The organism is Nocardia amikacinitolerans NBRC 108937, from assembly GCF_001612615.1.
Classification (GTDB): domain Bacteria; phylum Actinomycetota; class Actinomycetes; order Mycobacteriales; family Mycobacteriaceae; genus Nocardia; species Nocardia amikacinitolerans.
Genome location: NZ_BDAU01000046.1, coordinates 20,347 through 39,713 on the forward strand (window position 1 = coordinate 20,347; position 19,367 = coordinate 39,713).

The 19,367-nt window shown below is 69.2% G+C and carries 18 protein-coding genes; 10 read left to right on the forward strand and 8 right to left on the reverse strand.

What is annotated here, in order from left to right; translation table 11 throughout:
* Positions 1-32: 32 nt before the first annotated feature.
* From NAM01S_RS28565 to NAM01S_RS28590, 6 genes are all read right to left on the reverse strand, one after another.
* Complete coding sequence (locus tag NAM01S_RS28565; RefSeq protein ID WP_067791125.1) at positions 33-1,346, reverse strand: hypothetical protein; 1,314 nt, start codon at positions 1,344-1,346, stop codon at positions 33-35.
* A 73-nt stretch (positions 1,347-1,419) separates the two neighbouring features.
* Positions 1,420-3,648, reverse strand: a complete 2,229-nt coding sequence (locus tag NAM01S_RS28570; RefSeq protein ID WP_067791127.1) for an AAA family ATPase — start codon at positions 3,646-3,648, stop codon at positions 1,420-1,422.
* Between the two features lie 78 nt (positions 3,649-3,726).
* Complete coding sequence (locus NAM01S_RS28575) at positions 3,727-4,149, reverse strand: hypothetical protein (protein ID WP_067791129.1); 423 nt, start codon at positions 4,147-4,149, stop codon at positions 3,727-3,729.
* Positions 4,150-4,412: 263 nt separating this feature from the next.
* A complete protein-coding gene (locus NAM01S_RS28580) occupies positions 4,413-4,766 on the reverse strand; it encodes a UBP-type zinc finger domain-containing protein (protein ID WP_067791136.1) in 354 nt (117 codons plus the stop codon).
* Between the two features lie 31 nt (positions 4,767-4,797).
* On the reverse strand, positions 4,798-6,276 hold the full coding sequence (locus tag NAM01S_RS28585; RefSeq protein ID WP_253799466.1) for an ATP-binding protein: 1,479 nt from the start codon (positions 6,274-6,276) through the stop codon (positions 4,798-4,800).
* 16 nt (positions 6,277-6,292) lie between these two features.
* On the reverse strand, positions 6,293-7,960 hold the full coding sequence (locus NAM01S_RS28590) for an NAD(P)/FAD-dependent oxidoreductase (protein WP_067791240.1): 1,668 nt from the start codon (positions 7,958-7,960) through the stop codon (positions 6,293-6,295).
* Between the two features lie 477 nt (positions 7,961-8,437).
* Between NAM01S_RS28590 and NAM01S_RS28595 the strand changes: the two genes are divergently transcribed.
* Positions 8,438-8,893 carry an SRPBCC family protein gene (locus NAM01S_RS28595; RefSeq protein ID WP_067791143.1) on the forward strand — a complete coding sequence of 152 codons (456 nt, stop codon included), beginning with the start codon at positions 8,438-8,440 and terminating at the stop codon, positions 8,891-8,893.
* Between the two features lie 129 nt (positions 8,894-9,022).
* On the opposite strand, the gene NAM01S_RS28600 is transcribed toward NAM01S_RS28595, so the two are convergent.
* Positions 9,023-10,051: a beta-ketoacyl-ACP synthase III gene (locus tag NAM01S_RS28600; protein WP_067791144.1), complete on the reverse strand. Its 1,029-nt coding sequence runs from the start codon at positions 10,049-10,051 to the stop codon at positions 9,023-9,025.
* A 218-nt stretch (positions 10,052-10,269) separates the two neighbouring features.
* Here NAM01S_RS28600 and NAM01S_RS28605 point away from each other — a divergent pair, with 218 nt between their 5' ends.
* The 6 genes from NAM01S_RS28605 (at position 10,270) to NAM01S_RS28630 (ending at position 15,430) form a co-directional block, all read left to right on the forward strand.
* Complete coding sequence (locus NAM01S_RS28605) at positions 10,270-10,542, forward strand: GlsB/YeaQ/YmgE family stress response membrane protein (RefSeq protein ID WP_067791145.1); 273 nt, start codon at positions 10,270-10,272, stop codon at positions 10,540-10,542.
* Positions 10,543-10,641: 99 nt separating this feature from the next.
* Positions 10,642-11,355 carry a phosphatidylserine decarboxylase gene (locus NAM01S_RS28610; protein WP_067791146.1) on the forward strand — a complete coding sequence of 238 codons (714 nt, stop codon included), beginning with the start codon at positions 10,642-10,644 and terminating at the stop codon, positions 11,353-11,355.
* Positions 11,355-12,257, forward strand: a complete 903-nt coding sequence (locus NAM01S_RS28615; RefSeq protein ID WP_067791147.1) for a CDP-alcohol phosphatidyltransferase family protein — start codon at positions 11,355-11,357, stop codon at positions 12,255-12,257. Before NAM01S_RS28610 ends, NAM01S_RS28615 begins: the two co-directional genes overlap by 1 nt.
* Positions 12,258-12,319: 62 nt before the next feature.
* A complete protein-coding gene (locus NAM01S_RS28620; protein WP_067791148.1) occupies positions 12,320-13,201 on the forward strand; it encodes an RNA polymerase sigma-70 factor in 882 nt (293 codons plus the stop codon).
* A gap of 96 nt (positions 13,202-13,297) precedes the next feature.
* On the forward strand, positions 13,298-14,383 hold the full coding sequence (locus NAM01S_RS28625) for an NAD(P)/FAD-dependent oxidoreductase (protein ID WP_067791153.1): 1,086 nt from the start codon (positions 13,298-13,300) through the stop codon (positions 14,381-14,383).
* A gap of 309 nt (positions 14,384-14,692) precedes the next feature.
* Complete coding sequence (locus NAM01S_RS28630; protein ID WP_067791155.1) at positions 14,693-15,430, forward strand: Clp protease N-terminal domain-containing protein; 738 nt, start codon at positions 14,693-14,695, stop codon at positions 15,428-15,430.
* A 225-nt stretch (positions 15,431-15,655) separates the two neighbouring features.
* Here NAM01S_RS28630 and NAM01S_RS28635 read toward each other — a convergent pair whose 3' ends face one another.
* Positions 15,656-16,330 (reverse strand): suppressor of fused domain protein, encoded by a 675-nt coding sequence (locus NAM01S_RS28635; RefSeq protein ID WP_067791160.1) that lies wholly within the window; start codon positions 16,328-16,330, stop codon positions 15,656-15,658.
* Between the two features lie 145 nt (positions 16,331-16,475).
* Between NAM01S_RS28635 and NAM01S_RS28640 the strand changes: the two genes are divergently transcribed.
* The 3 genes from NAM01S_RS28640 (at position 16,476) to NAM01S_RS28650 (ending at position 19,344) form a co-directional block, all read left to right on the forward strand.
* Entirely contained in the window at positions 16,476-16,778 is a 303-nt protein-coding gene (locus tag NAM01S_RS28640; protein ID WP_067791162.1) for a hypothetical protein, read from the forward strand.
* A gap of 236 nt (positions 16,779-17,014) precedes the next feature.
* The gene (groL, locus tag NAM01S_RS28645; RefSeq protein ID WP_067791241.1) at positions 17,015-18,640 is read left to right on the forward strand and encodes a chaperonin GroEL; all 1,626 of its coding nucleotides are present in this window, start codon (positions 17,015-17,017) and stop codon (positions 18,638-18,640) included.
* Positions 18,641-18,747: 107 nt separating this feature from the next.
* Positions 18,748-19,344: a Uma2 family endonuclease gene (locus tag NAM01S_RS28650; protein ID WP_067791243.1), complete on the forward strand. Its 597-nt coding sequence runs from the start codon at positions 18,748-18,750 to the stop codon at positions 19,342-19,344.
* Positions 19,345-19,367: the final 23 nt, after the last annotated feature.

A 19,367-nucleotide genomic window follows, 5' to 3' on the forward strand; every position in this document is an offset into this window, starting at 1 on the left:
GCTATGGCGTCAGCCATGTCGCGGCGGCTCGGCTATATGTCCGCTACCTCGTCCCGCTGCGCGGGCGGCGCGGGTTTGCGATAGGCGCGCGGCCGCAGCCGGTAGAGCAGGAGCAAGGCGATCGCGCACCCGAACACGATCATCAGCGCCACCCGGCCGGGCGTGGTGGCGTGCGCCATGTTGTCCCGTGGCGGCCACGTCTCGTGCTCCACCGGCAGCGCGGTGACGATGCTCGGCAGGTAGATCGCGCCGAGGGCGAGCACGGCGCTCGGGCCGTAGTGGGGGCGGGCGGCGCCACCGCAGAACCCGGCGGTCAGCGCGAGCAATACCGTCGCGACGGAGTAGTAGACCGTGCCGTCGCCGTGCGCGTCGACCCACGCGAACACCGTGACGCCCATCAGCGCCAGCAGCGCAAGGAACGGCGACGGCGCGCGCAGACCGGCGAACAAGCCGAGCGCGGTGAGCGCGATCACCACGAAGACGCTCCACCATGGCCGGGGCGCGTAACCGAGCGCGTCGGCGGTCGCGACCAGACTCACCGCGAGCAGTACGCCGATCCCGTCACGGCCGGGCAACAGCATGGCCGCGATGAGCGCGGCGCTGATCGTGGCCGCGATGGCGATCGCGATCTCCAGCCGGTTGTCGCCGGGCGCGGAGACATTGTTGTATTGGGCGGCCAGCCATTCGGTCGCGGCGAGGACGATCATGCCGAGCACGATCGCCGCGAGTATCGGCGTGATCGGCAGATCGATGGGCACGGTCGAGTCGCTTTTCGGTTCGGCCCGGTCGCGATTGCGAGCGATGGCGACGAACAGCAGCACCACAGTGATGCCGATCATCCAGAACGGCGGCGTCTCCAGCACCGACCACGGGTCCTGATCGGGCAGGTCGAGCAGGTCGGCGAGATCGCCGAAGACGAAGAAGCTCGTCGCGCCGAGCACGTAGCCGATCGCCGAGGCGGGCCTGCGCAGCGCGGCGGCGCCCAACGCGCCCAACAGGATTCCGCCGCATACCGCGTCGATGTAGTTCTGCGTGGTGAGCAGATCGGCGGAAGACACGTCGCGGCCCGCGAAGTGGTTGACGTACATGCAGAGCGCGCCGCCGAACGCCACGACCCAGCCGACCACCGGCCGGGCGAAGGTGGTGATCAGCACCGCGACCGTGACCGCGACGACCACGCCGATCGTCGCGCCGCGCGGCACGCTGTTGATCAGGCTGGCGATCTGGTACGGGTCGCTCTGCGAGGTCCAGGCGAAGGTGGTCGGCAGGAACAGCGCGACTCCCGCGACCGCGGCCCCGAGGAAGGCCGTGACCACGTCGACTCCGTCGCCGATCCATCGCCGCACCCAGGCAACATACCCGCGCGACCGTGCCGAGCCGGTGATTACCCACTCATCGCCGCCGCATGTCGACCGTCGATCAGCTGCGGTTTTCCGCGTACTTGCGCAGCGCTTCGACCTGGTCCGGATCCAGCGAAGGACGCACCACCGCGCGGGCGGCGGCGAGATCGGCGGCGGTGACGTCGGCGGCCGCCACGTCGCGTCGCATCGCCGCGAGCGCGGCCTCGCGCAGCAGCGCGGCGCAGTCGGCGGCGGAGTAGCCGTCCAGGTCGGCGGCCAGCGCGGTCAGGTCGACGTCGGCGGCCAGCGGCACCGAACGACCCGCGGTCCGCAGGATCTCCAGCCGCGCCGCGGCGTCCGGCGGCGGCACGAACACCAGCCGCTCCAACCGGCCGGGACGCAGCAGCGCGGGATCGATCAGCTCGGGCCGGTTCGTCGCGCCGAGCACCACCACGTCGCGCAGCGGCTCGACGCCGTCGAGTTCGGTGAGCAGCGCGGCGACAACGCGATCGCCGACACCGGAGTCGGTGCTCTGCCCGCGTCGCGGCGCGAGCGCGTCGACCTCGTCGAGGAAGATCAACGACGGCGCGGAATCCCTTGCCCGCTGGAACAATTCGCGCACCGCGCGCTCGGACGCGCCGACCCACTTGTCCAGCAGCTCCGCGCCCTTGACCGCGTGCACGCTGAGCTGGCCCGTGCCGGCGAGCGCGCGCACCAGGAAGGTCTTGCCGCAACCGGGCGGGCCGTAGAGCAGCACGCCGCGCGGCGGATCGATGCCGAGTCTGGCGAAGGAATCCGGATGGCGCAGCGGCCAGAGCACCGTTTCGGTGAGCGCCTGTTTCGTCTCGATCATGTCGCCGACGTCGTCCAAGCCGAGGCTGCCGATCGCCAATTCCTCCATGCCGGAACGCGACAGCGGACGGATCACCTCCAGCGCGCCGACCAGGTCCTGCTGGGTCAGGTGCGGTTCGGCCTGCTCCTTGCTGACCCGCGACGCCGCGCGCAGCGCCGCCTCGCGACACAGCGCCGCGAGATCGGACACCACGAAACCCGGTGTGCGCGCGGCGATCTCGTCGAGCTTCAGCTCACCGGTCGGCACCTTGCGCAACAGCTGCTCCAGCAGCGCCTTGCGCATCGCCGACGTGGGCAGCGGCAGCGCGAGTTCCCGATCGCACAGGTCCGGCGCGCGCAGCCGCGCGTCCACACCGGCCGGATGCGCGGTCGTCGCGATGAACGCCACGCTGGTCTCGGCCATTGCCGCGCGCAACTGGTCCAGGATGAGCGTCGCGACCGGCTCCGGGTCGGCGGGCAGCAGCGCGTCGATGTCGGTGACGAGCAGGATGCCGCCGCGCCCGGACGCGACATCGGCGACCGCCTCGGCCACCTCGCGCAGCCGGGCGCCGCCCTCCTGCGCGCCGACCGAGGGGCCATCCAATTCGACGAGGCGCCGCGGGGCGGTCACCGATCTGGCCAGGGTGGCCTTGCCGACACCGGCTGGTCCGGTGATCAGCACCCCGAGATGCGGTGTCGCGCCGAGTGTTCTGAGCAGTTCGGGTTCGTCGAGCGCGAGGCTGAGCCATTCGGTCAGCTTCGAGGCCTGGGCGTGCACGCCGACCAGTTCCTCCGCGGGAACGCGCGGCGGTGCGCTGCGCACCGCGGTCGCGCCGTTGGTGCCCGCGACAGCCTCGATCACCGCGCGGGAGGTATGGCCCCCGGCGGCCGCGCGTTCGGCGGCGTCCATCGCCGCGACCGCTCCCGCGCCCCAGGCGACGGCCGTGTTGGGCTGCACGCTCACCGGACCGCGCACCGGATCGGTGGCGGTGACGGTCAGCAGTTCGGTGGTCCACGCGATGCCGAAGGTGCGCGACAGCGCCTGGCTCGCCGCCGACGAGGGAATGTCCGGCCCCAGATCGCGTGGCAGCAGCGACACCGCGTCGCCCACCGTGACGACCTTGCCGAGCAGCGCCTGCCGCAGCGTGGCGGCCGGAATGCTGCGGCAGGCGTGCACCGAGCCGCTGACCGAGATCTGTTTGGCGCCGAACACCGCGGCGGGGGAGACCACCACGGTGGCGTTCTCACGCAGTCCCGCGTTCGACAGGGTTACGTCGTCCAGCAGCGCGACGCCCGCCGGAGTGCCCGCGGGCGCGATACCGACCACCGCCGCGGTGCGCCGCGATCCCGCAAGCGCGACTCCGTCCCACTCGCGCAGGCCGAGCGCCGTCAACGCCTCCGGATGCAGGCGCACGACCCCGCGTCTCGCGTCGGCGGCGGACGTGTTCAGTCGAGCGGTGAGCGCCAGTTCTGCCACTGTGCCATTCTGCCCGCGTTGGGGCGGCGGTGGACAGGGCTCCGCATTCGCCGGGTGGACGGCGTCCCGCTATGGCCCCTAGATGATCCGCGCGGCGACGGCCACCGGCTTTTCCGCGTTGCTCGGCGACAAGCAGACCAGCTTGGCGGTGCCGAGCGCGACGTTCGGGCTGCCCGCGAACGAGCTGTCCGGGTTCTCGGCGAGGATCTGCTCGATCACCCGCTTCTCCGCTTCGCTGTCGAGTTCCTTGAACTCACCGCACGTGGTGCGCGAGGCCGGACCGAGGCCGGAGGTGTCGGGCGACTCGGTGGTCGCCGGAGCGCTGTCGGGAGTGGTCGGCGCCGAAACGGTCGTGGTCGGTGCCTGCGTCGCGCTGGTGCTGGTGCCCGTGCTGCCCTTGCGTAGGCCGCTCGCATCGGAGGACTCGTCCGACCCGCCGCAGCCGGTCGCCGCCAGAGCCACCGCTCCCGCGGCGAGGACGATGACGGAAATTCGCTTCATTTGGTGCTTTCCCGGGTGCCACAGAGCGCTGGAGCCTCCAGCGCGTGGGCAGCAGTGTATTTGGCGCGCTGGCGCGCGCAAGTTCGCGGCCCCTTTTGTCTCGCTTCCGAGCGGTCGAGACTCGCGACTTCGTCGCATGCGCTTCGACCGCTCGGAAGCGAGACGGCCGCGAACGGGCTCGTAAGACTCGCCCTCGACGTGGTTGGGAGCGCGGGAGTGTTGCGTTCGGCCCAGCGGTGCTCCATCCGGCGTGCGTCCCGCGATCAGTGAATGTGCGCCTGCCAGTCCTCGGGAACTCGTCCGCGCGGTCCCGGCACGCCCTGGTCCGCCGGATGGCTGTGCGGGGGAGCGAGCTCGGGTCCGCCGCCGTACATCTCCTCGCTGCGGAAATCCCAGAACCAGTCCTCACCCGGCTCGAAGCTCTGGATGAAGGGGTGACCGGTGTCCTTGGCGTGCTTGCTCGCGTGCTGGGCAGGGGAGGTGTCGCAGCAGCCGATGTGACCGCATTCGGCGCAGCGGCGCAGGTGCACCCACCACCCCTGCTCGGCCTCGCACTCGAGGCAGCCGGAGCCGCTGGGCGGGACAGCGGGGTTGATGCCTTCGATGGCTTCCGTCATTCGGTGTGCCTCCTGGCGGCGATACGTTCGGTCAAGGGGCTTCCAGCGCGTCTTCATTCTGCTCCGGCCGGTGCAGGGGCAGGCGGACCGTGAAGCGGGTGTTGCCCGGTTCGGATTCGACGCGGATGTCGCCGTTGTGCTTGTTGACGACGATGCGGAAGGAGATGTCGAGGCCGAGGCCGGTGCCTTCGCCTACCGGTTTGGTGGTGAAGAACGGTTCGAAGACGCGGCGTAGGACGTCCGCGGGGATGCCGGGGCCGGTGTCGCCGATCTCGACGACGGCGCAGTCGTTCTCCTTGCCGGTGCGCACCGTGAGGGTGCCTTCGCCGCGCATGGCGTAGACCGCGTTGTCGATCAGGTTCGTCCACACCTGGTTCAGCTCGGCGGCGTAGCAGGGCAGCGGCGGCAGGCTGCGGTCGTACTCCTTGACCACTTTCACGCCGTCGCCGAGCTTCCTGTTCAACATGACCAGGGTGCTGTCGAGCAGTTCGTGCAGGTCGACCACCTGGAACGGGGCGCGGTCCATCTGCGAGTACTGCTTGGCGGCGTCGACAAGCGTGGAGATCCTCGCGGTCGAGTCCGCGATCTCGTTCATCAGCAGCTCGGTCTCGATGGTGTAGTTGAGCCAGCGGATCGCGCCTTCGAACACCTTGCTCGGGCAGTCCGCCAACGTGCCGTGCACCCGCTCCAGCCAGTCCACGTCGAACCCGGCCTGCACGAAGTTCGGTGCCAGCGCCCAGCCGTCGCCGATCTCGTGGTCCTCGAGCCATTCGCCGAGCATGTCCTCCCGGTCGGCGGCCTCCATTGGAGTCAGCTCGGGCGCCTTGGCGACCTGGGCCGCCGCCTCCTCCTGCAACCGAACCAGGGTGACGAGCACCTCGGGCTGGAACTTCCCGTCGGCCATCATGGCGAGCTTGTGCCGCATACCCGCGACCCGCTCGCGCAGGCCGGAGGTGGCGCGCACGGCCGCGGCGGCGGGGTTGTTCAGCTCGTGGGTCAGGCCCGCCGAGAGCGAACCGAGGGCGAGCAGGCGTTCCCGTTCCGCGACGCGCTGGGCGGTGTTGCGGTTGCCGAAGAACGCGCCCTCCAGCAGGTGCACCGCCATCGGGAACCACTCGTGCATCATCCGCGCGAAGGTGCCCGCGTCCAGCACGTAGAACCGGGACTTGCGGGTGACGTACATCGACCCGGTGTAGTTCGGATCGGCCTTGTCGCCCAGGTACGCGCTCCACGCGCCCGCGTAGGCGCCCTTGTGGTCGGTGCGGTTCAGCTCGATCTCGGTGCCGCCGGAGAGTTTGGTCAGCCGCACCTCGCCGTCCATCAGGACGTAGAAGCAGATGGCCGGATCGCCCTCGCGGAAGACGAGTCCCGGCTCGATGTACTCGATGCGCCCGTCCGTGCACAGCCAGGCCAGCTGGTCGTCGTCGAGCTTCTCGAACAGGAACAGGGTGCGCAGCTCGGCGGGGTCGCAGACGAGATGCGAACGGCGCGCCGCGTTTTCGATGGTCACAACTGCCCTCCTGAGATCACGCCAGGTACCGGTGCACGAGCATGACCGCCATCGCGCCCTCGCCGACCGCCGAGGCGACCCGCTTGGCGGACTCGGCGTGCACGTCGCCCGCGACGAACACGCCTGGCACGCTGGTTTCCAAATGGTGTGGCGGCCGGGGCAATTCCCAGCCGGCGGGCCGCGCGCCGTCGACCATGAGATCCGGCCCGGCCAGCACGTAGCCGTCCTCGTCGCGCTTGACGACGCCGTCGAGCCAGTCGGTCTGCGGCGCCGCGCCGATGAAGAGGAAGAGGCGCTCGGCCTCGGCCTTCTCCTCCGCGCCCGTGGTGTTGTCGCGCAACACGATTCGCTCCAGGTGATCGCTGCCGTCGGCGGCGGTCACCTCGGTGTTGGTGTGCACCTTGATATTCGGGATCTGCCCGATCTGCTGGATCAGGTAGTGCGACATCGACTTCTCCAGCGAGTCCCCGCGCACCACCAGGTGCACCGTGCGGGCGTTGCGGGACAGGAAGACCGCCGCCTGTCCGGCCGAGTTGGCCCCGCCGACGATGTAGACCTCGTGGTCGGCGCATTCGGACGCCTCGGTCATCGCCGAGCCGTAATACACTCCGCGACCGGTGAATTCGTCGACGCCGGGCGCGGGGTGCCGTCGATAGTCGACGCCCGTCGCGATGATCACGGTGTGTCCGCACAGCGTGCCGCCGTCGGCGAAACGCACAGTGCGAGCGGAACCGTTGACCTCGAGACCCACCACCTCGCGCGTGGTGATCACCTCGGCGCCGAACTTGGCGGCCTGCCGTCGCGCCCGGTCGGCCAGCTGCGCGCCGGACACACCGTCGGGGAAACCGAGGTAGTTCTCGATGCGGGAACTCTGCCCGGCCTGTCCGCCGGTGGCGGTGCGTTCGACGAGCACCGTGCGCAGGCCCTCGGACGCGCCGTAGACCGCGGCGCCGAGCCCGGCGGGACCGCCGCCGACCACGATCAGATCGTAGAAATCGCCGGTGGGGGTGACGTTGAGTCCGACGCTCTCGGCCAGCGCGCTGTCGGTCGGCTGGACCAGCGCGTCACCGGCCGCGGTGATCACCACCGGACATCGGTCCGGTTCGGCGCCCGCGGCCTCCAGCAGCCGGACGCCCTCCGGCTCGTCGGCCAGGTACCAGCGGTAGGGCAACTGGTTGCGAGCCAGGAATTCGCGCACCTGCGAGGAGCGCGGCGACCAGCGGTTGCCGACCACCTTGGTCTCGAACACCGGCCGGTGTTCGCTGCTGCGCCAGGCGTCGAGCAGGCCGTCCAGGACCGGATAGAGCTTCTCCTCCGGCGGATCCCACGGCTTGAGCAGGTAGTGGTCCAGATCGACGACATTGATCGCGTCGATCGCGGCGTTGGTGTCGGCGTAGGCGGTCAGCAGCACGCGGCGCGCGTACGGGTGCAGGTCCATGGCCTGCTCCAGGAATTCGATGCCGTCCATGCCGGGCATCCGGTAGTCGGCGATCAACACAGCGACCGGCTGGCCGCGCAATTTCATCTCACGCAGGGCCTCGAGCGCCTGCGGGCCGGATTCCGCGCGCAGAATCCGGTAGTCGGCGCCGTAGCGGCGGCGCAGGTCGCGTACGACCGCGCGGGAAACGCCCGGATCGTCGTCGACGCTCAGGATTGCCGGTTTCGTAGCAGCGGGTGCAGTCACCACAAAAGTATGTCGCCTCGGCGTCGGGTGTGTCGCCGAAGATTCCCGTCCCCCGGATCACCCCCGAGGTGTGTGTCACACCCGGTGTTGGAGCACCATTTCGAGTTCGCTCGGCGTGAGCAGCCGCTCCAGCCGTTCCTCTTGGGCGAGCGCCTTCGCGGCTCGGCGCGATATGGAACCGGGCGCCGCGGGCCCGTCGTCGGGTTCTAGCGAGGGAAGCAGGGGGACTTGGTCCGGCTGCCGACGATGAAGAAGCGAGCGAAGTTTCACGGCCGATCACCTCACGCTGGACGGGAAAGTTGGTGGCTGTGCTTGTGCTTCGTCTATCCGCCATTGTGCGCGGCCCATTACGACGGGCGGTAACCAAAAAGCCAAAATGTGACACAGTTGTCTTCCAAGGGCGCCCGTTTAGGATGTCTGTTACTCGTCGTACACATATGTCCGGTTTGTCCGGACCGCGCACCACCGGAGGCAGCGTTGCCCAACCACCTCGAAGCGACCGTCGACATCGCCGCACCGCCGGAGCGGGTCTGGCAGATCGTCTCGGACCTGAAGCGCATGCCCGAGTTCAGTCCGATGACGGTCCGGATGGTTCCGCTCGGCACGCCGAAGGCGGGCACCTGGACGGTGAACTGGAACAAGGACGGCTGGAAGCGCTGGCCGACGACCTCCCGCATCGTGCGGTTCGAGCCGAACCAGGCCTTCGCCTTCCGGATGAACGAGAACCGCACGGTCTGGAGCTACACGCTGGAGCCGACCGCGACCGGCACCCGGCTGATCGAGCGCCGCGATGTGTCCAACGGCGTCACCTGGGCGGTGCGCAAGGCAATCGACACCGTGCTCGGCGGCGAGCAGGCGTTCGAGGCCAACCTGGTTCGCGGGATGAACGCGACGCTCGCCAAGATCAAGGCCACCGCCGAGACGGGCGCCTGAGCTTCGATCGGCAGCCAGGCACGCCGACGCCCTCACCCCGAGTTGCGGGACGAGGGCGTTTTGGCACTCAACAGGCGCTGCTGGACGTCGATCGCCCGCGCATGGCCGGAGTGAAGGCGGAGGTACGCCTTACTTCCAGCTCGGCAGCTTGACGACCTGTGCGGCGTAGGAAAGCCCGGCGCCGAAGGCGATGAGCAGCGCGGTGTCACCCGGCTTCGACTCGCCGTTGCGTAGCAACGCCTCCATGGCGAGCGGAATGGACGCGGCCGAGGTGTTGCCGGTCTCTTCGATGTCGTGGGCGAGCGCGCACTCCTCCGGCAGCTTGAGCACCCGCGCCATGATCTCGATGATCCGGCCGTTGGCCTGGTGCGGGATCATCGCCTGCATGTCGTCGGTGGAGAGTCCGGCGCGGTCGATCGCGTCGCGGCACACCTTCTCCAGCGAGTGGGCGGCCCACCGGAAGACGGCGGTGCCCTCCATGGTCAGGTACGGCCGGACCGCGTCGAGGCCCTTCTCCTCGATCTCGGCGAAGTACTCCATCCAGTCCTTGTCCTGGCGGATCGCGTGGTGCTGGGTGCCGTCCGAGCCCCAAACGGTCGGGCCGATGCCCGGCTCTTCGGAGGGACCGACCACCACGGCGCCCGCGCCGTCGGCGAACAGGAACGCGGTCGAGCGGTCGGTCATGTTGATGGTGTTCGTCAACTTCTCCACACCGATCACCAGCACGTTCTTCGAGGTGCCGCACCGCACGAGGTCCGACGCCAGCGCCAGCGCGTGACAGAAACCCGCGCAGCCCGCGGAGACGTCGAACGCGGCTACGCCGTTCATGCCGAGCTCGGTGGCGATGCGCGGGGCGGCCGCGGGTGTCAGCAGCAGATGCGTCGACGTGGCGACGATGACGCAGTCGACCTCGTCGTAATCCACGCCCGCCGCCGCCAGCGCGTTCTGCGCGGCCGCCACGCTCATGCTTTGAATCGTTTCGTCCTCGGAGGCGAAACGTCGGGTCTTGATGCCCGACCGGGTCTGGATCCACTCGTCGCTGGAGTTGATCGGTCCCGCAACTTCGTCATTGGTGACCACACGGGCCGGGCGATAGACGCCGAGCCCGAGGATCGCGGTGTGCTCAGCCCCGGTGGTCTGGGCGATTCGAGCAGACATGATGCGTCTCCTAATACCTGCGGCGCTGCTGCCGGGGATCCGGCGGAGCCTCGAACTCCTCATCGGTTTGCCATGGCTACGAAACTTAGACATGAGGCTCCCTCATATTACCCGAGGGTTGCCGGGCGAGTGCGTATTCTCACAATCGCCGGGTATATCGCCGAAAGCACGTCCTTCTACTGCTCGGCGTGCATCCCAACTAGTGATGCGAGGTCACCATGCTCGGTCTCGGGATTATCGGCTGGATCATCATCGGCGGTCTTGCCGGCTGGATCGCAAGCAAGATCATGAAAACAGACGCCCAACAGGGCATCTTGCTGAACATCGTCGTCGGCATCATCGGCGGCCTGCTCGGCGGATTCCTGCTCAAGCTGCTCGGCGTCGACGTCGAAGGTGGCGGGCTGTGGTTCAGCTTCTTCACCTGCCTGGGTGGCGCGGTGATTCTGCTGTTCCTGGTCGGACTGGTCACCGGCCGCAGGGCATTGCGCTGACCGGACGCGTCACAGGCTCCTCCCGTAAGGTGTGATCGCTTGCGCCCGACCTATCGTTGAAGGGCGCAACCGACTGCATCTAGCACGAAAGAGGAGCCTGTGGCACGCCGTCCCACCCCGCCCGGCACGCCCGAAACCACCGGAGTCGGCCACGTCGTCGACTTGGTACGGGCCGCCATTCCCCCGCTGCATCCCGCGGGGCTGCCCTTCGTCGCCGCGCCGCTCGCGGTCGCGGTGGTGGGCGGCAAGCGCAAATGGGTGCGCCGGACGGGTCTGGTCGCCGCGGCGGCCTGCGCCACCTTCTTCCGGCACCCGAAGCGGGTTCCGCCGAACCGGGCGGGCGCGGTCGTAGCCCCGGCCGACGGTGAGATCGCGCTGGTCGACACGGCCGCGCCGCCAGCGGAGCTCGGGCTCGGCGATCAGCCGCTGCCCCGGGTGAGCATCTTCCTCTCGGTGCTGGACGTGCACGTGCAGCGCACCCCGGTCTCCGGCACGGTCCGCGCCGTGCACCATCAGGCGGGTCAGTTCCGCTCGGCCGATCTGCCCGAGGCCAGCTCGGTCAACGAGCGCAACAGCATGCTGCTGGAGACCCCGGCGGGCAAGCAGCTCGTCGTGGTGCAGATCGCCGGTCTTCTTGCCCGGCGCATCGTGTGCGACGCGCAGGTCGGCGACGTGCTGACCATCGGCGACACCTACGGTTTGATCCGCTTCGGCTCCCGGGTCGACACCTACTTCCCCGCGGGAACCGAGCTGCTGGTGCAGCCGGGCCAGCGCACCATCGGGGGCGAGACCGTTCTGGCCGTGTTGTCATGATGGAAGCGGCTGTGCCCAACCAACGGCGCAGGCGCCGCAGCGTCCGGCTGCTTCCGAGCATCGTGACGATCCTGGCGCTGGCCTCGGGTCTGTCCGCGGTGAAGTTCGCGCTGGACGGCGAACTCGACATCGCGCTGGCCATGGTCGGCGCCGCCGCGGTGCTCGACACCCTCGACGGCCGCTTGGCCAGGATGCTCGACGCGACCACCAAGATGGGCGCGGAACTCGATTCGCTGTCCGACGCGATCTCGTTCGGCGTCGCGCCCGCATTGGTGCTGTACATCGCGCTGCTCGACCAGAACAGCGCGGGATGGATCATCGCGCTGCTGTTCGCGGTGAGCATCGTGCTGCGCCTCGCCAGGTTCAACACCCTGATGGACGACGACACCAGACCCGATTGGGCGCGTGAGTATTTCGTCGGCGTGCCCGCTCCGGCCGGCGCGCTGATCGCGCTCGTGCCGATCGCGCTGCTCGTGCAGTTCGGCGACGGCTGGTGGGTCGGCTTCTACGAGGTCGCGGCCTGGACGGTGTTCGCGGGAGCCTTGTGCGTCAGCACGATTCCGACGCTGGCGATGAAGTCGGTGTCGGTGGCGCCGCAGGCGGCGGCCGGTCTGCTGGTGCTCGTCGCGGTGGCGGCGGCCCTGCTGGTGACCTATCCGATCATCCTGCTGCTGATCCTCGTCGCGCTGTACCTGGGCCACATTCCGTTCGCCTGGCATTCGCAGCGCTGGGTGGCGGCGCGGCCGGAGACCTGGCAGCACAAGCCCGCCGAACGCCGGGCGCAGCGCCGGGCACAACGGCGTCGTCCGGCGATCCCCTCCGGTTTCCGCGGTTCGACCGCGCGGCTGCGGTTGCGCAGGCCCGGTGGACGCCGGGAACAAGCGGACGACGTTGTGCGCTGACACCTGCGCCGCGCGCTGACCGAACTCTGACGACGCGGACGGCGAGCGGAGGAAGGTGAGGAGTGGAACCCGACGGACTGCGCGAATTCCAGGCGCATCGCCCTCGGTTGTTCGCGCTCGCCTACCGCATGCTCGGCTCGGCCACCGAGGCCGAGGACGCGGTGCAGGAGACCTACCTGCGCTGGGACGGCACCGACCGGGCCACCATCCGCTCCGTGGAGGCCTGGCTCACCACCGCCGTCGTGAATCTCTGCCGCACCTGGCTTGTTTCGGCGCGGGCGCGGCGCGAGACCTACGTCGGCCCGTGGCTGCCAGAGCCGGTGCTCACCGCGGACGGTGAACTCGGTCCGCTGGAGACCGTCGAGGAACGCGAGCTGGTCTCGTTGGCGCTGCTCACTGCGCTGGAGCGGCTGAATCCGGTGGAGCGCGCCGTCTTCGTGCTGCGCGAGGCGTTCGGGTACGCGCACCGCGAGATCGCCGACATGCTCGACCTGAGCGAAGCGGCGTCCCAGCAGACCTACCGCAGGGCCGGTCAGCGCGTCCGCGACGGCCGGACCCGCTTCGTGATCGAACCCGCCCACGCGAGGGCGCTGATCCAGCGTTTCCTGGACGCGGCGCGTTCCGGCGAGATCGATGAGCTCGGCCGGATGCTCGCCGCCGACGTCACCGCCACGGCGGACGGCGGCGGCCGGATCAACGCCGCGCGGCGTCCGGTGCACGGCGCCGACCGGGTCGCGCGCTACCTCGCCGGCCTGTTCCGCTGGGCGGTCCCGGGCATGGAATTCGGGATCGAAGAGGTCAACGGCGCCTTGGCGATGGTCGTGCGGGTCGCCGAGAATCCCGTGCTGATGGTCGGTTTCGAGCTCGACGGCGAGCTCGTCGACGAGCTGTACCTCGTCGTCAACCCCGACAAGCTGGCCTACCTCGCCGCCGCTCGGGCGTAGCTGTTCCCCGGTGTGACGCGGCTCATGCCGCGGACTGTCAGGAAACGGGGGCCTGTCCGGTCTGAGTGGTATCGGCCAACGAGAGGAGCCACCATCATGACCGGGAATCAGCACATCGTCGTTCTTGGCGCCGGGTACGCGGGACTGGCCGCGGCCAAGCGGCTGGCCGCGCGAGCCGGGGACGCGCGCGTCACGGTTGTCGACGCGCGGGCCGAGTTCGTCGAGCGGGTGCGGTTGCACCAGCAGGTCGCCGGGCAGCGGGTGCGCCGCTGGGACTTGGCGGAACTCTTGGAGCGCAAGGGTATTCGATTCGTTCGGGCGCGGGCGACGGACATCGACACCGTTGGCAAGCGGGTCGAGCTGGACAGCGGTGCTTCCATCGACTACGACGTCCTGATCTACGCCCTGGGCAGTCTCGCCGATCCCGTCGGCGTCCCCGGTGTCACGGAGTTCGCCAGAACCGTTGCGACGCCCGAGGATTCGGTATGGACGGCGAAGGGAACCGTCGCCGTCGTCGGCGCGGGCGCCACCGGCATCGAGCTGGCCGCGGAACTCGCCGAGTCCCAGCCGGATTCGCGCGTGCTGCTGCTCAGTCCCGACGAGCCGGGCGCTTGGCTCTCGGCGAGAGCGGTCACGCACATTCGGAAAGTGTTGGAGCGCTTGGGCGTCGAGATCCGCTCGGACGCGAAGGTGGTCGAGGTGACCGCGGACGGTGTCCGACTGACGAACGGTGAATTCGTCGCGGCCGACACCACGGTGTGGACCACCGGGTTCGGCGTGCCCGATCTCGCCGCCCGCGCCGGTCTCGAGGTGGACGGCGCTGGCCGGGTGCTGACGGACGAGTCGCTGCGCTCGCTCTCGCATCCGGACATCTACGCCGCGGGCGACAGCGCGGTGGTCGCCGGTCCCGGCGAGCGGTCGCTGCGGATGGCCTGCGCGACGGCGCTGCCGACCGGCAAGTACGCGGCCGACGCGGCCACGGCGCGGATGCGCGGGCGGGACCCGCGTGAACTGCGGTTCCGTTACGTCTTCCAGTGCATCAGCCTCGGGCGGCGGGACGCGGTCATCCAGTTTCTGCACGCCGACGACACCCCGGCGCGGACCGTGCTGCGCGGGTGGGTTGGGGCGCGAGTCAAGGAGCTCGTCGTGCGCGGTGCGGCTGCGGCTGCGGGGTTGCGGTAGGGGCGGTGGTCGACGAGCTCGTACGCTGAGCGGCGGCTGCGGTAGCTGCGGTGGTCAACGAGCTCGTCGTGCGCGGTGCGGCGGCCGACGCGAGGTCTGGGTAGGGCCGCTGGGCTGGTCCTTCGACCGCCGTGCTCGCACCCGGCTTCCACCATGCGGCAGTCGTCGCCATCGCCGGATGCGGCGACGGGCGGCCTGACTGGCGACCGGCCCACGACGGACCGACGCTGGCGGGGATGGGAATCAGCGGGCGATCAAGATCGTCAACCAACGGTTGACGCAGGCGTGTCGTCAACCTATGGTTGACGCATGACTTCTTCGATTCGTCTCGACGACCTCATCTCCGCCATAAAGAAGGCTCGGCCGGACAACGTGCTCGAGCAGCTCTCCGACGCGGTCATCGCCGCCGGTCACCTCGGCGAAGTGGCCGATCACCTGATCGGCCACTTCGTGGACCAGGCCCGCCGCTCCGGCGCGTCCTGGACCGATATCGGCGCCAGCATGGGCGTCACCAAGCAGGCCGCGCAGAAGCGGTTCGTCGCGAAGGGTCCCGGTGACCCGGCCGACGCGGCCGCGATGGATCCGAACGCGGGATTCGCCAAGTTCACCCCCCGCGCCCGCGAGGCGGTGATGGCCTCCCAGCAGGCCGCGCTCACCGCGGGCAACAAGCTCATCGGGCTGCCGCACCTGGTGCTCGGGCTGCTGAGCGAGCCGGAAGGCCTTGCCGCCAAAGAGATGCAGACCGCGAAGCTCGATCTCGAGGAGGTGCGCGCCGCCGCGACCGCCGCGCTGCCGCCCGCCGAATCCGGCGACGAGGCGCCCACTGGTCTGGTGCCTTTCGATCCCGAGGCCAAGAAGGCGCTCGAGCTGACCTTCCGCGAGGCACTTCGCCTCGGCCACAACTACATCGGCACCGAACACATCCTGCTCGCCATCCTCGAACAGGAGAACGGCGCCGGGCTCCTGACCGACCTCGGCATGGACAAGGCGAAAACCGAAGCGCACCTGCTGGAACTGCTTTCGGTGATCGCCGCCAAGAAGCCGTGAGGGTGTGGCGGCACGGCGGCCGGATCGCAACGGCCGCCCTCGTCGCCGCGGCGCTCCTCGTGGTCGTGCGGGAGCGCGATCCGCGTCGGAGCCGGGTGTCCTTGTCGCTGAGGGCTTTTCGTTACGCGCATGCCGCACGTGCGCGCCGCCGCCGCGTCGCGCGTGCGGCGCTCCGCCGTGCTCGGAACGCGTCGAACTCGTGCGACCGGGCGGCGTTCGCGGGCCCTACGCCCGCCCGCGCAAGCCGCCGCCCCACCGCGGCCACTGCGCCTGCGGTTTGGGGGCGGCGACCAGCGATTCCCGGTCGATATCGGTGACGAACAGCGGGAGCCGCGGCGCGAGACCGTCCAGCAGCGCGAGCAGCTTCCCGCCGAGCGCGGCCTGGTACTCGGTCATCGTCAGGCCGACGATTTGCAGGAAGGCGACCCGGCCGTTGGGGGTCGCGATGGTGCCGAGCTCCGGATCGGCGACGAAGCCGACGGCTTGGATCGCCGAGTCCGGCCGGTCCGCGGCGAGGGGGCCGTTCGCCTTGATGGTGTGGCCGGGCTCGAACCACTTACCCGACTGGAAGACGTACCTGGCGAGGTTCTGCAAGAAGTGCGCGGGCCAGATCGGCGCCTGCGCCTCGGCGGGATCGCCCGCCAGCCGGAACGTGAACTCGAATCCCCACCCGGAGACGTCCGGATCGTCCCATTCCTTCTGACCGAGCTCGCTCATGCCGTACCCGACGTAATGCCAATGCGGGACCGGATCGGTGCGCGGGTACGCGCTGACACCCTCCAACGGGTCCGGCCCGCCCAGTGACCAGGGGTGCCCGACCGTCCAGTGCACCGGTTGTAGCTCGCCGTACAGCTGTGCCAGGGCGCCATCGATCGCATCCCGGCCGGGTCCAACACTCACCCGGTCACTTTAGGCGTACCTCCTCGGGCGGAAATCTCCGTAGACTCAGCCCCCAGCCGCCGATCCGCGCCGACGTGGGCGGGGTGCGGTGTGCTGGCCGATTGCTCGACCGAGGCGCGTCACCGCCGACCGCTAAGCTATAGCGATGGCGGATGAATCGGCTGATACGGATTCCGACCTAGTCGCGGGCGAACGCCGCGCCGACTTGTTGCGCGCTCTGTCCTATGTGTCGACCGAATCCGGACCCGACGGCGAATACATCGTGAACGGTGATCTGCCGCCCGAAGTGGCGCCCCCGTTCATCCGGGCCATCATGCGCGTGGAGGCCGAACTGCTGCTGCACGACGCCGAGCTCGTCACCGTGGACAACGAGGAACCGAGGACGCCGGACGAGCGCCGGACCGACGCGTTCGTCGCGCTGGTCCTGCGCATCGACGACCGGCACTGAGCCGCGAGCCGCGCACGCCCCTTCGCGGCCCGGACCTTGCACTCGCCACCCTCGAGTGCTAGAAATGGCTTTGGCACTCTCGACCTGTGAGTGCCAGGGTCGGGACGGTGAGACCGGGTTTCATCGACACCCTCGGTCGTCCGTCGCGGGCACCGAACCTGGCCAGCGTAAATGGGGCGATCCGAAAGGGGTCGTCCTGTGTGTCAGCCCCATTACTAATGGAGGATTCCAACGCAATGGCCAAGACAATTGCGTACGACGAAGAGGCCCGTCGCGGTCTCGAGCGGGGTCTGAACAGCCTCGCCGACGCGGTCAAGGTGACGCTGGGCCCCAAGGGTCGCAACGTCGTCCTGGAGAAGAAGTGGGGCGCCCCCACGATCACCAACGATGGTGTTTCCATCGCCAAGGAGATCGAGCTGGAGGACCCGTACGAGAAGATCGGCGCCGAGCTGGTCAAGGAAGTCGCCAAGAAGACCGACGACGTCGCGGGCGACGGCACCACCACCGCCACCGTCCTGGCTCAGGCGCTGGTGCGCGAGGGCCTGCGCAACGTCGCGGCCGGCGCGAACCCGCTGGGTCTGAAGCGCGGCATCGAGAAGGCCGTCGAGGCCGTCACCGCCAAGCTGCTCGACACCGCCAAGGAGGTCGAGACCAAGGAGCAGATCGCCGCCACCGCCGGTATCTCGGCCGGCGACGCGTCCATCGGTGAGCTGATCGCCGAGGCCATGGACAAGGTCGGCAAGGAAGGCGTCATCACCGTCGAGGAGAGCAACACCTTCGGCCTCCAGCTGGAGCTGACCGAGGGCATGCGCTTCGACAAGGGCTACATCTCCGGCTACTTCGTGACCGACCCCGAGCGTCAGGAAGCGGTCCTCGAGGACCCGTACATCCTGCTGGTCGGCTCGAAGGTTTCGACCGTCAAGGACCTGCTGCCGCTGCTGGAGAAGGTCATCCAGGCAGGCAAGCCGCTGCTGATCATCGCCGAGGACGTCGAGGGTGAGGCCCTGTCGACCCTGGTGGTCAACAAGATCCGCGGCACCTTCAAGTCCGTCGCCGTCAAGGCCCCGGGCTTCGGTGACCGCCGCAAGGCTCAGCTCGCCGACATCGCCATCCTGACCGGTGGCGAGGTCATCAGCGAAGAGGTCGGCCTCTCGCTGGAGACCGCCGGTGTCGAGCTGCTCGGCCAGGCGCGCAAGGTCGTCGTCACCAAGGACGAGACCACCATCGTCGAGGGCGCGGGCGACGCGGAGGCCATCAAGGGCCGCGTCGCGCAGATCCGCACCGAGATCGAGAACTCCGACTCGGACTACGACCGTGAGAAGCTGCAGGAGCGTCTGGCCAAGCTGGCAGGCGGTGTCGCGGTGATCAAGGCGGGCGCGGCCACCGAGGTGGAGCTCAAGGAGCGCAAGCACCGCATCGAGGACGCCGTCCGCAACGCGAAGGCCGCCGTCGAAGAGGGCATCGTCGCCGGTGGTGGCGTGGCCCTGCTGCAGTCGGCTCCGGCGCTGGACGCGCTGAACCTGACCGGTGACGAGGCCACCGGCGCGAACATCGTGCGCGTCGCGCTGTCGGCTCCGCTGAAGCAGATCGCCTTCAACGCCGGCCTCGAGCCCGGCGTGGTCGCCGAGAAGGTCGCCAACCTGCCCGCGGGCAGCGGCCTGAACGCCGACTCCGGCGAGTACGAGGACCTGCTGGCCGCCGGCGTCGCCGACCCGGTCAAGGTCACCCGCTCGGCCCTGCAGAACGCGGCCTCCATCGCGGCCCTGTTCCTGACCACCGAGGCCGTCGTCGCCGACAAGCCGGAGAAGGCCGCCGCTCCCGCCGGCGACCCGACCGGTGGCATGGGCGGCATGGACTTCTGATCCTCGGATCAGCGAGTTCCCGCTAGTCACGAAGGCCGGTCCACCCTCGGGTGGACCGGCCTTCCGCATAAGATGTGCGGTGCCGCCTGCTCGAGAGCGAGGACTCCATGACCACATTGCCCGCCTGGGCGAACGATCCGGAGATGCTGCTCATCACCGAGGACGGCTACGACGCGCTGCCCGACGAGGTGCAGAAGCAGATCGAAGTCATCGACGGCCGAGTGATCTTCTGCCGCAGTGGAAGTTCGGAGCACAACATCGTGGCCCGCAGGCTGGCCAATGCGTTCGAAGCGGCCCGTCCGCAAGAGCCGTGCATTCGCGTCGTCACCGATTTCGAGATGCACTATCAGAGAATTCGGCCGCATACCCCTGGGTTCTCGTTCCGTAGGCCTGATGTCGTGGTTCACCGATGCATCGAGCGCGGCCACAAGCTGAGCACCGACAGTGTGTTGTTGGTCGTCGAGGTGGTCTCACCCGGATCCGAGTACGTCGACACCGTCGACAAGCGAGCCGAATACGCGGCCGAAGGAATACCCGTCTACTTGGTCGTGCATCTCGATGACGAACTGCGGGTGAAGATCATTCAGGAATACCGCCTCGACTGGGCGAGCGCGGCCTACCGCCGCGCGGAGCCACACCAAGAGGTGCTCGTCCTGAATGAGCCCTATCCCCTGAAGGTCGAGTTCAGCGCGCTCGACGCCTGAGACCGCTGTCGGTCTGCCCGGAC

Coding starts and splice junctions, on each gene's coding strand:
- groL (WP_067791241.1), top strand. CDS start 17,015: ATGGCCAAGACAATTGCGTACGACGAAGAGGCCCGTCGCGGTCTCGAG.
- NAM01S_RS28575 (WP_067791129.1), bottom strand. CDS start 4,149: ATGAAGCGAATTTCCGTCATCGTCCTCGCCGCGGGAGCGGTGGCTCTG.
- NAM01S_RS28605 (WP_067791145.1), top strand. CDS start 10,270: ATGCTCGGTCTCGGGATTATCGGCTGGATCATCATCGGCGGTCTTGCC.
- NAM01S_RS28600 (WP_067791144.1), bottom strand. CDS start 10,051: ATGTCTGCTCGAATCGCCCAGACCACCGGGGCTGAGCACACCGCGATC.
- NAM01S_RS28625 (WP_067791153.1), top strand. CDS start 13,298: ATGACCGGGAATCAGCACATCGTCGTTCTTGGCGCCGGGTACGCGGGA.
- NAM01S_RS28615 (WP_067791147.1), top strand. CDS start 11,355: ATGGAAGCGGCTGTGCCCAACCAACGGCGCAGGCGCCGCAGCGTCCGG.
- NAM01S_RS28640 (WP_067791162.1), top strand. CDS start 16,476: ATGGCGGATGAATCGGCTGATACGGATTCCGACCTAGTCGCGGGCGAA.
- NAM01S_RS28580 (WP_067791136.1), bottom strand. CDS start 4,766: ATGACGGAAGCCATCGAAGGCATCAACCCCGCTGTCCCGCCCAGCGGC.
- NAM01S_RS28630 (WP_067791155.1), top strand. CDS start 14,693: ATGACTTCTTCGATTCGTCTCGACGACCTCATCTCCGCCATAAAGAAG.
- NAM01S_RS28650 (WP_067791243.1), top strand. CDS start 18,748: ATGACCACATTGCCCGCCTGGGCGAACGATCCGGAGATGCTGCTCATC.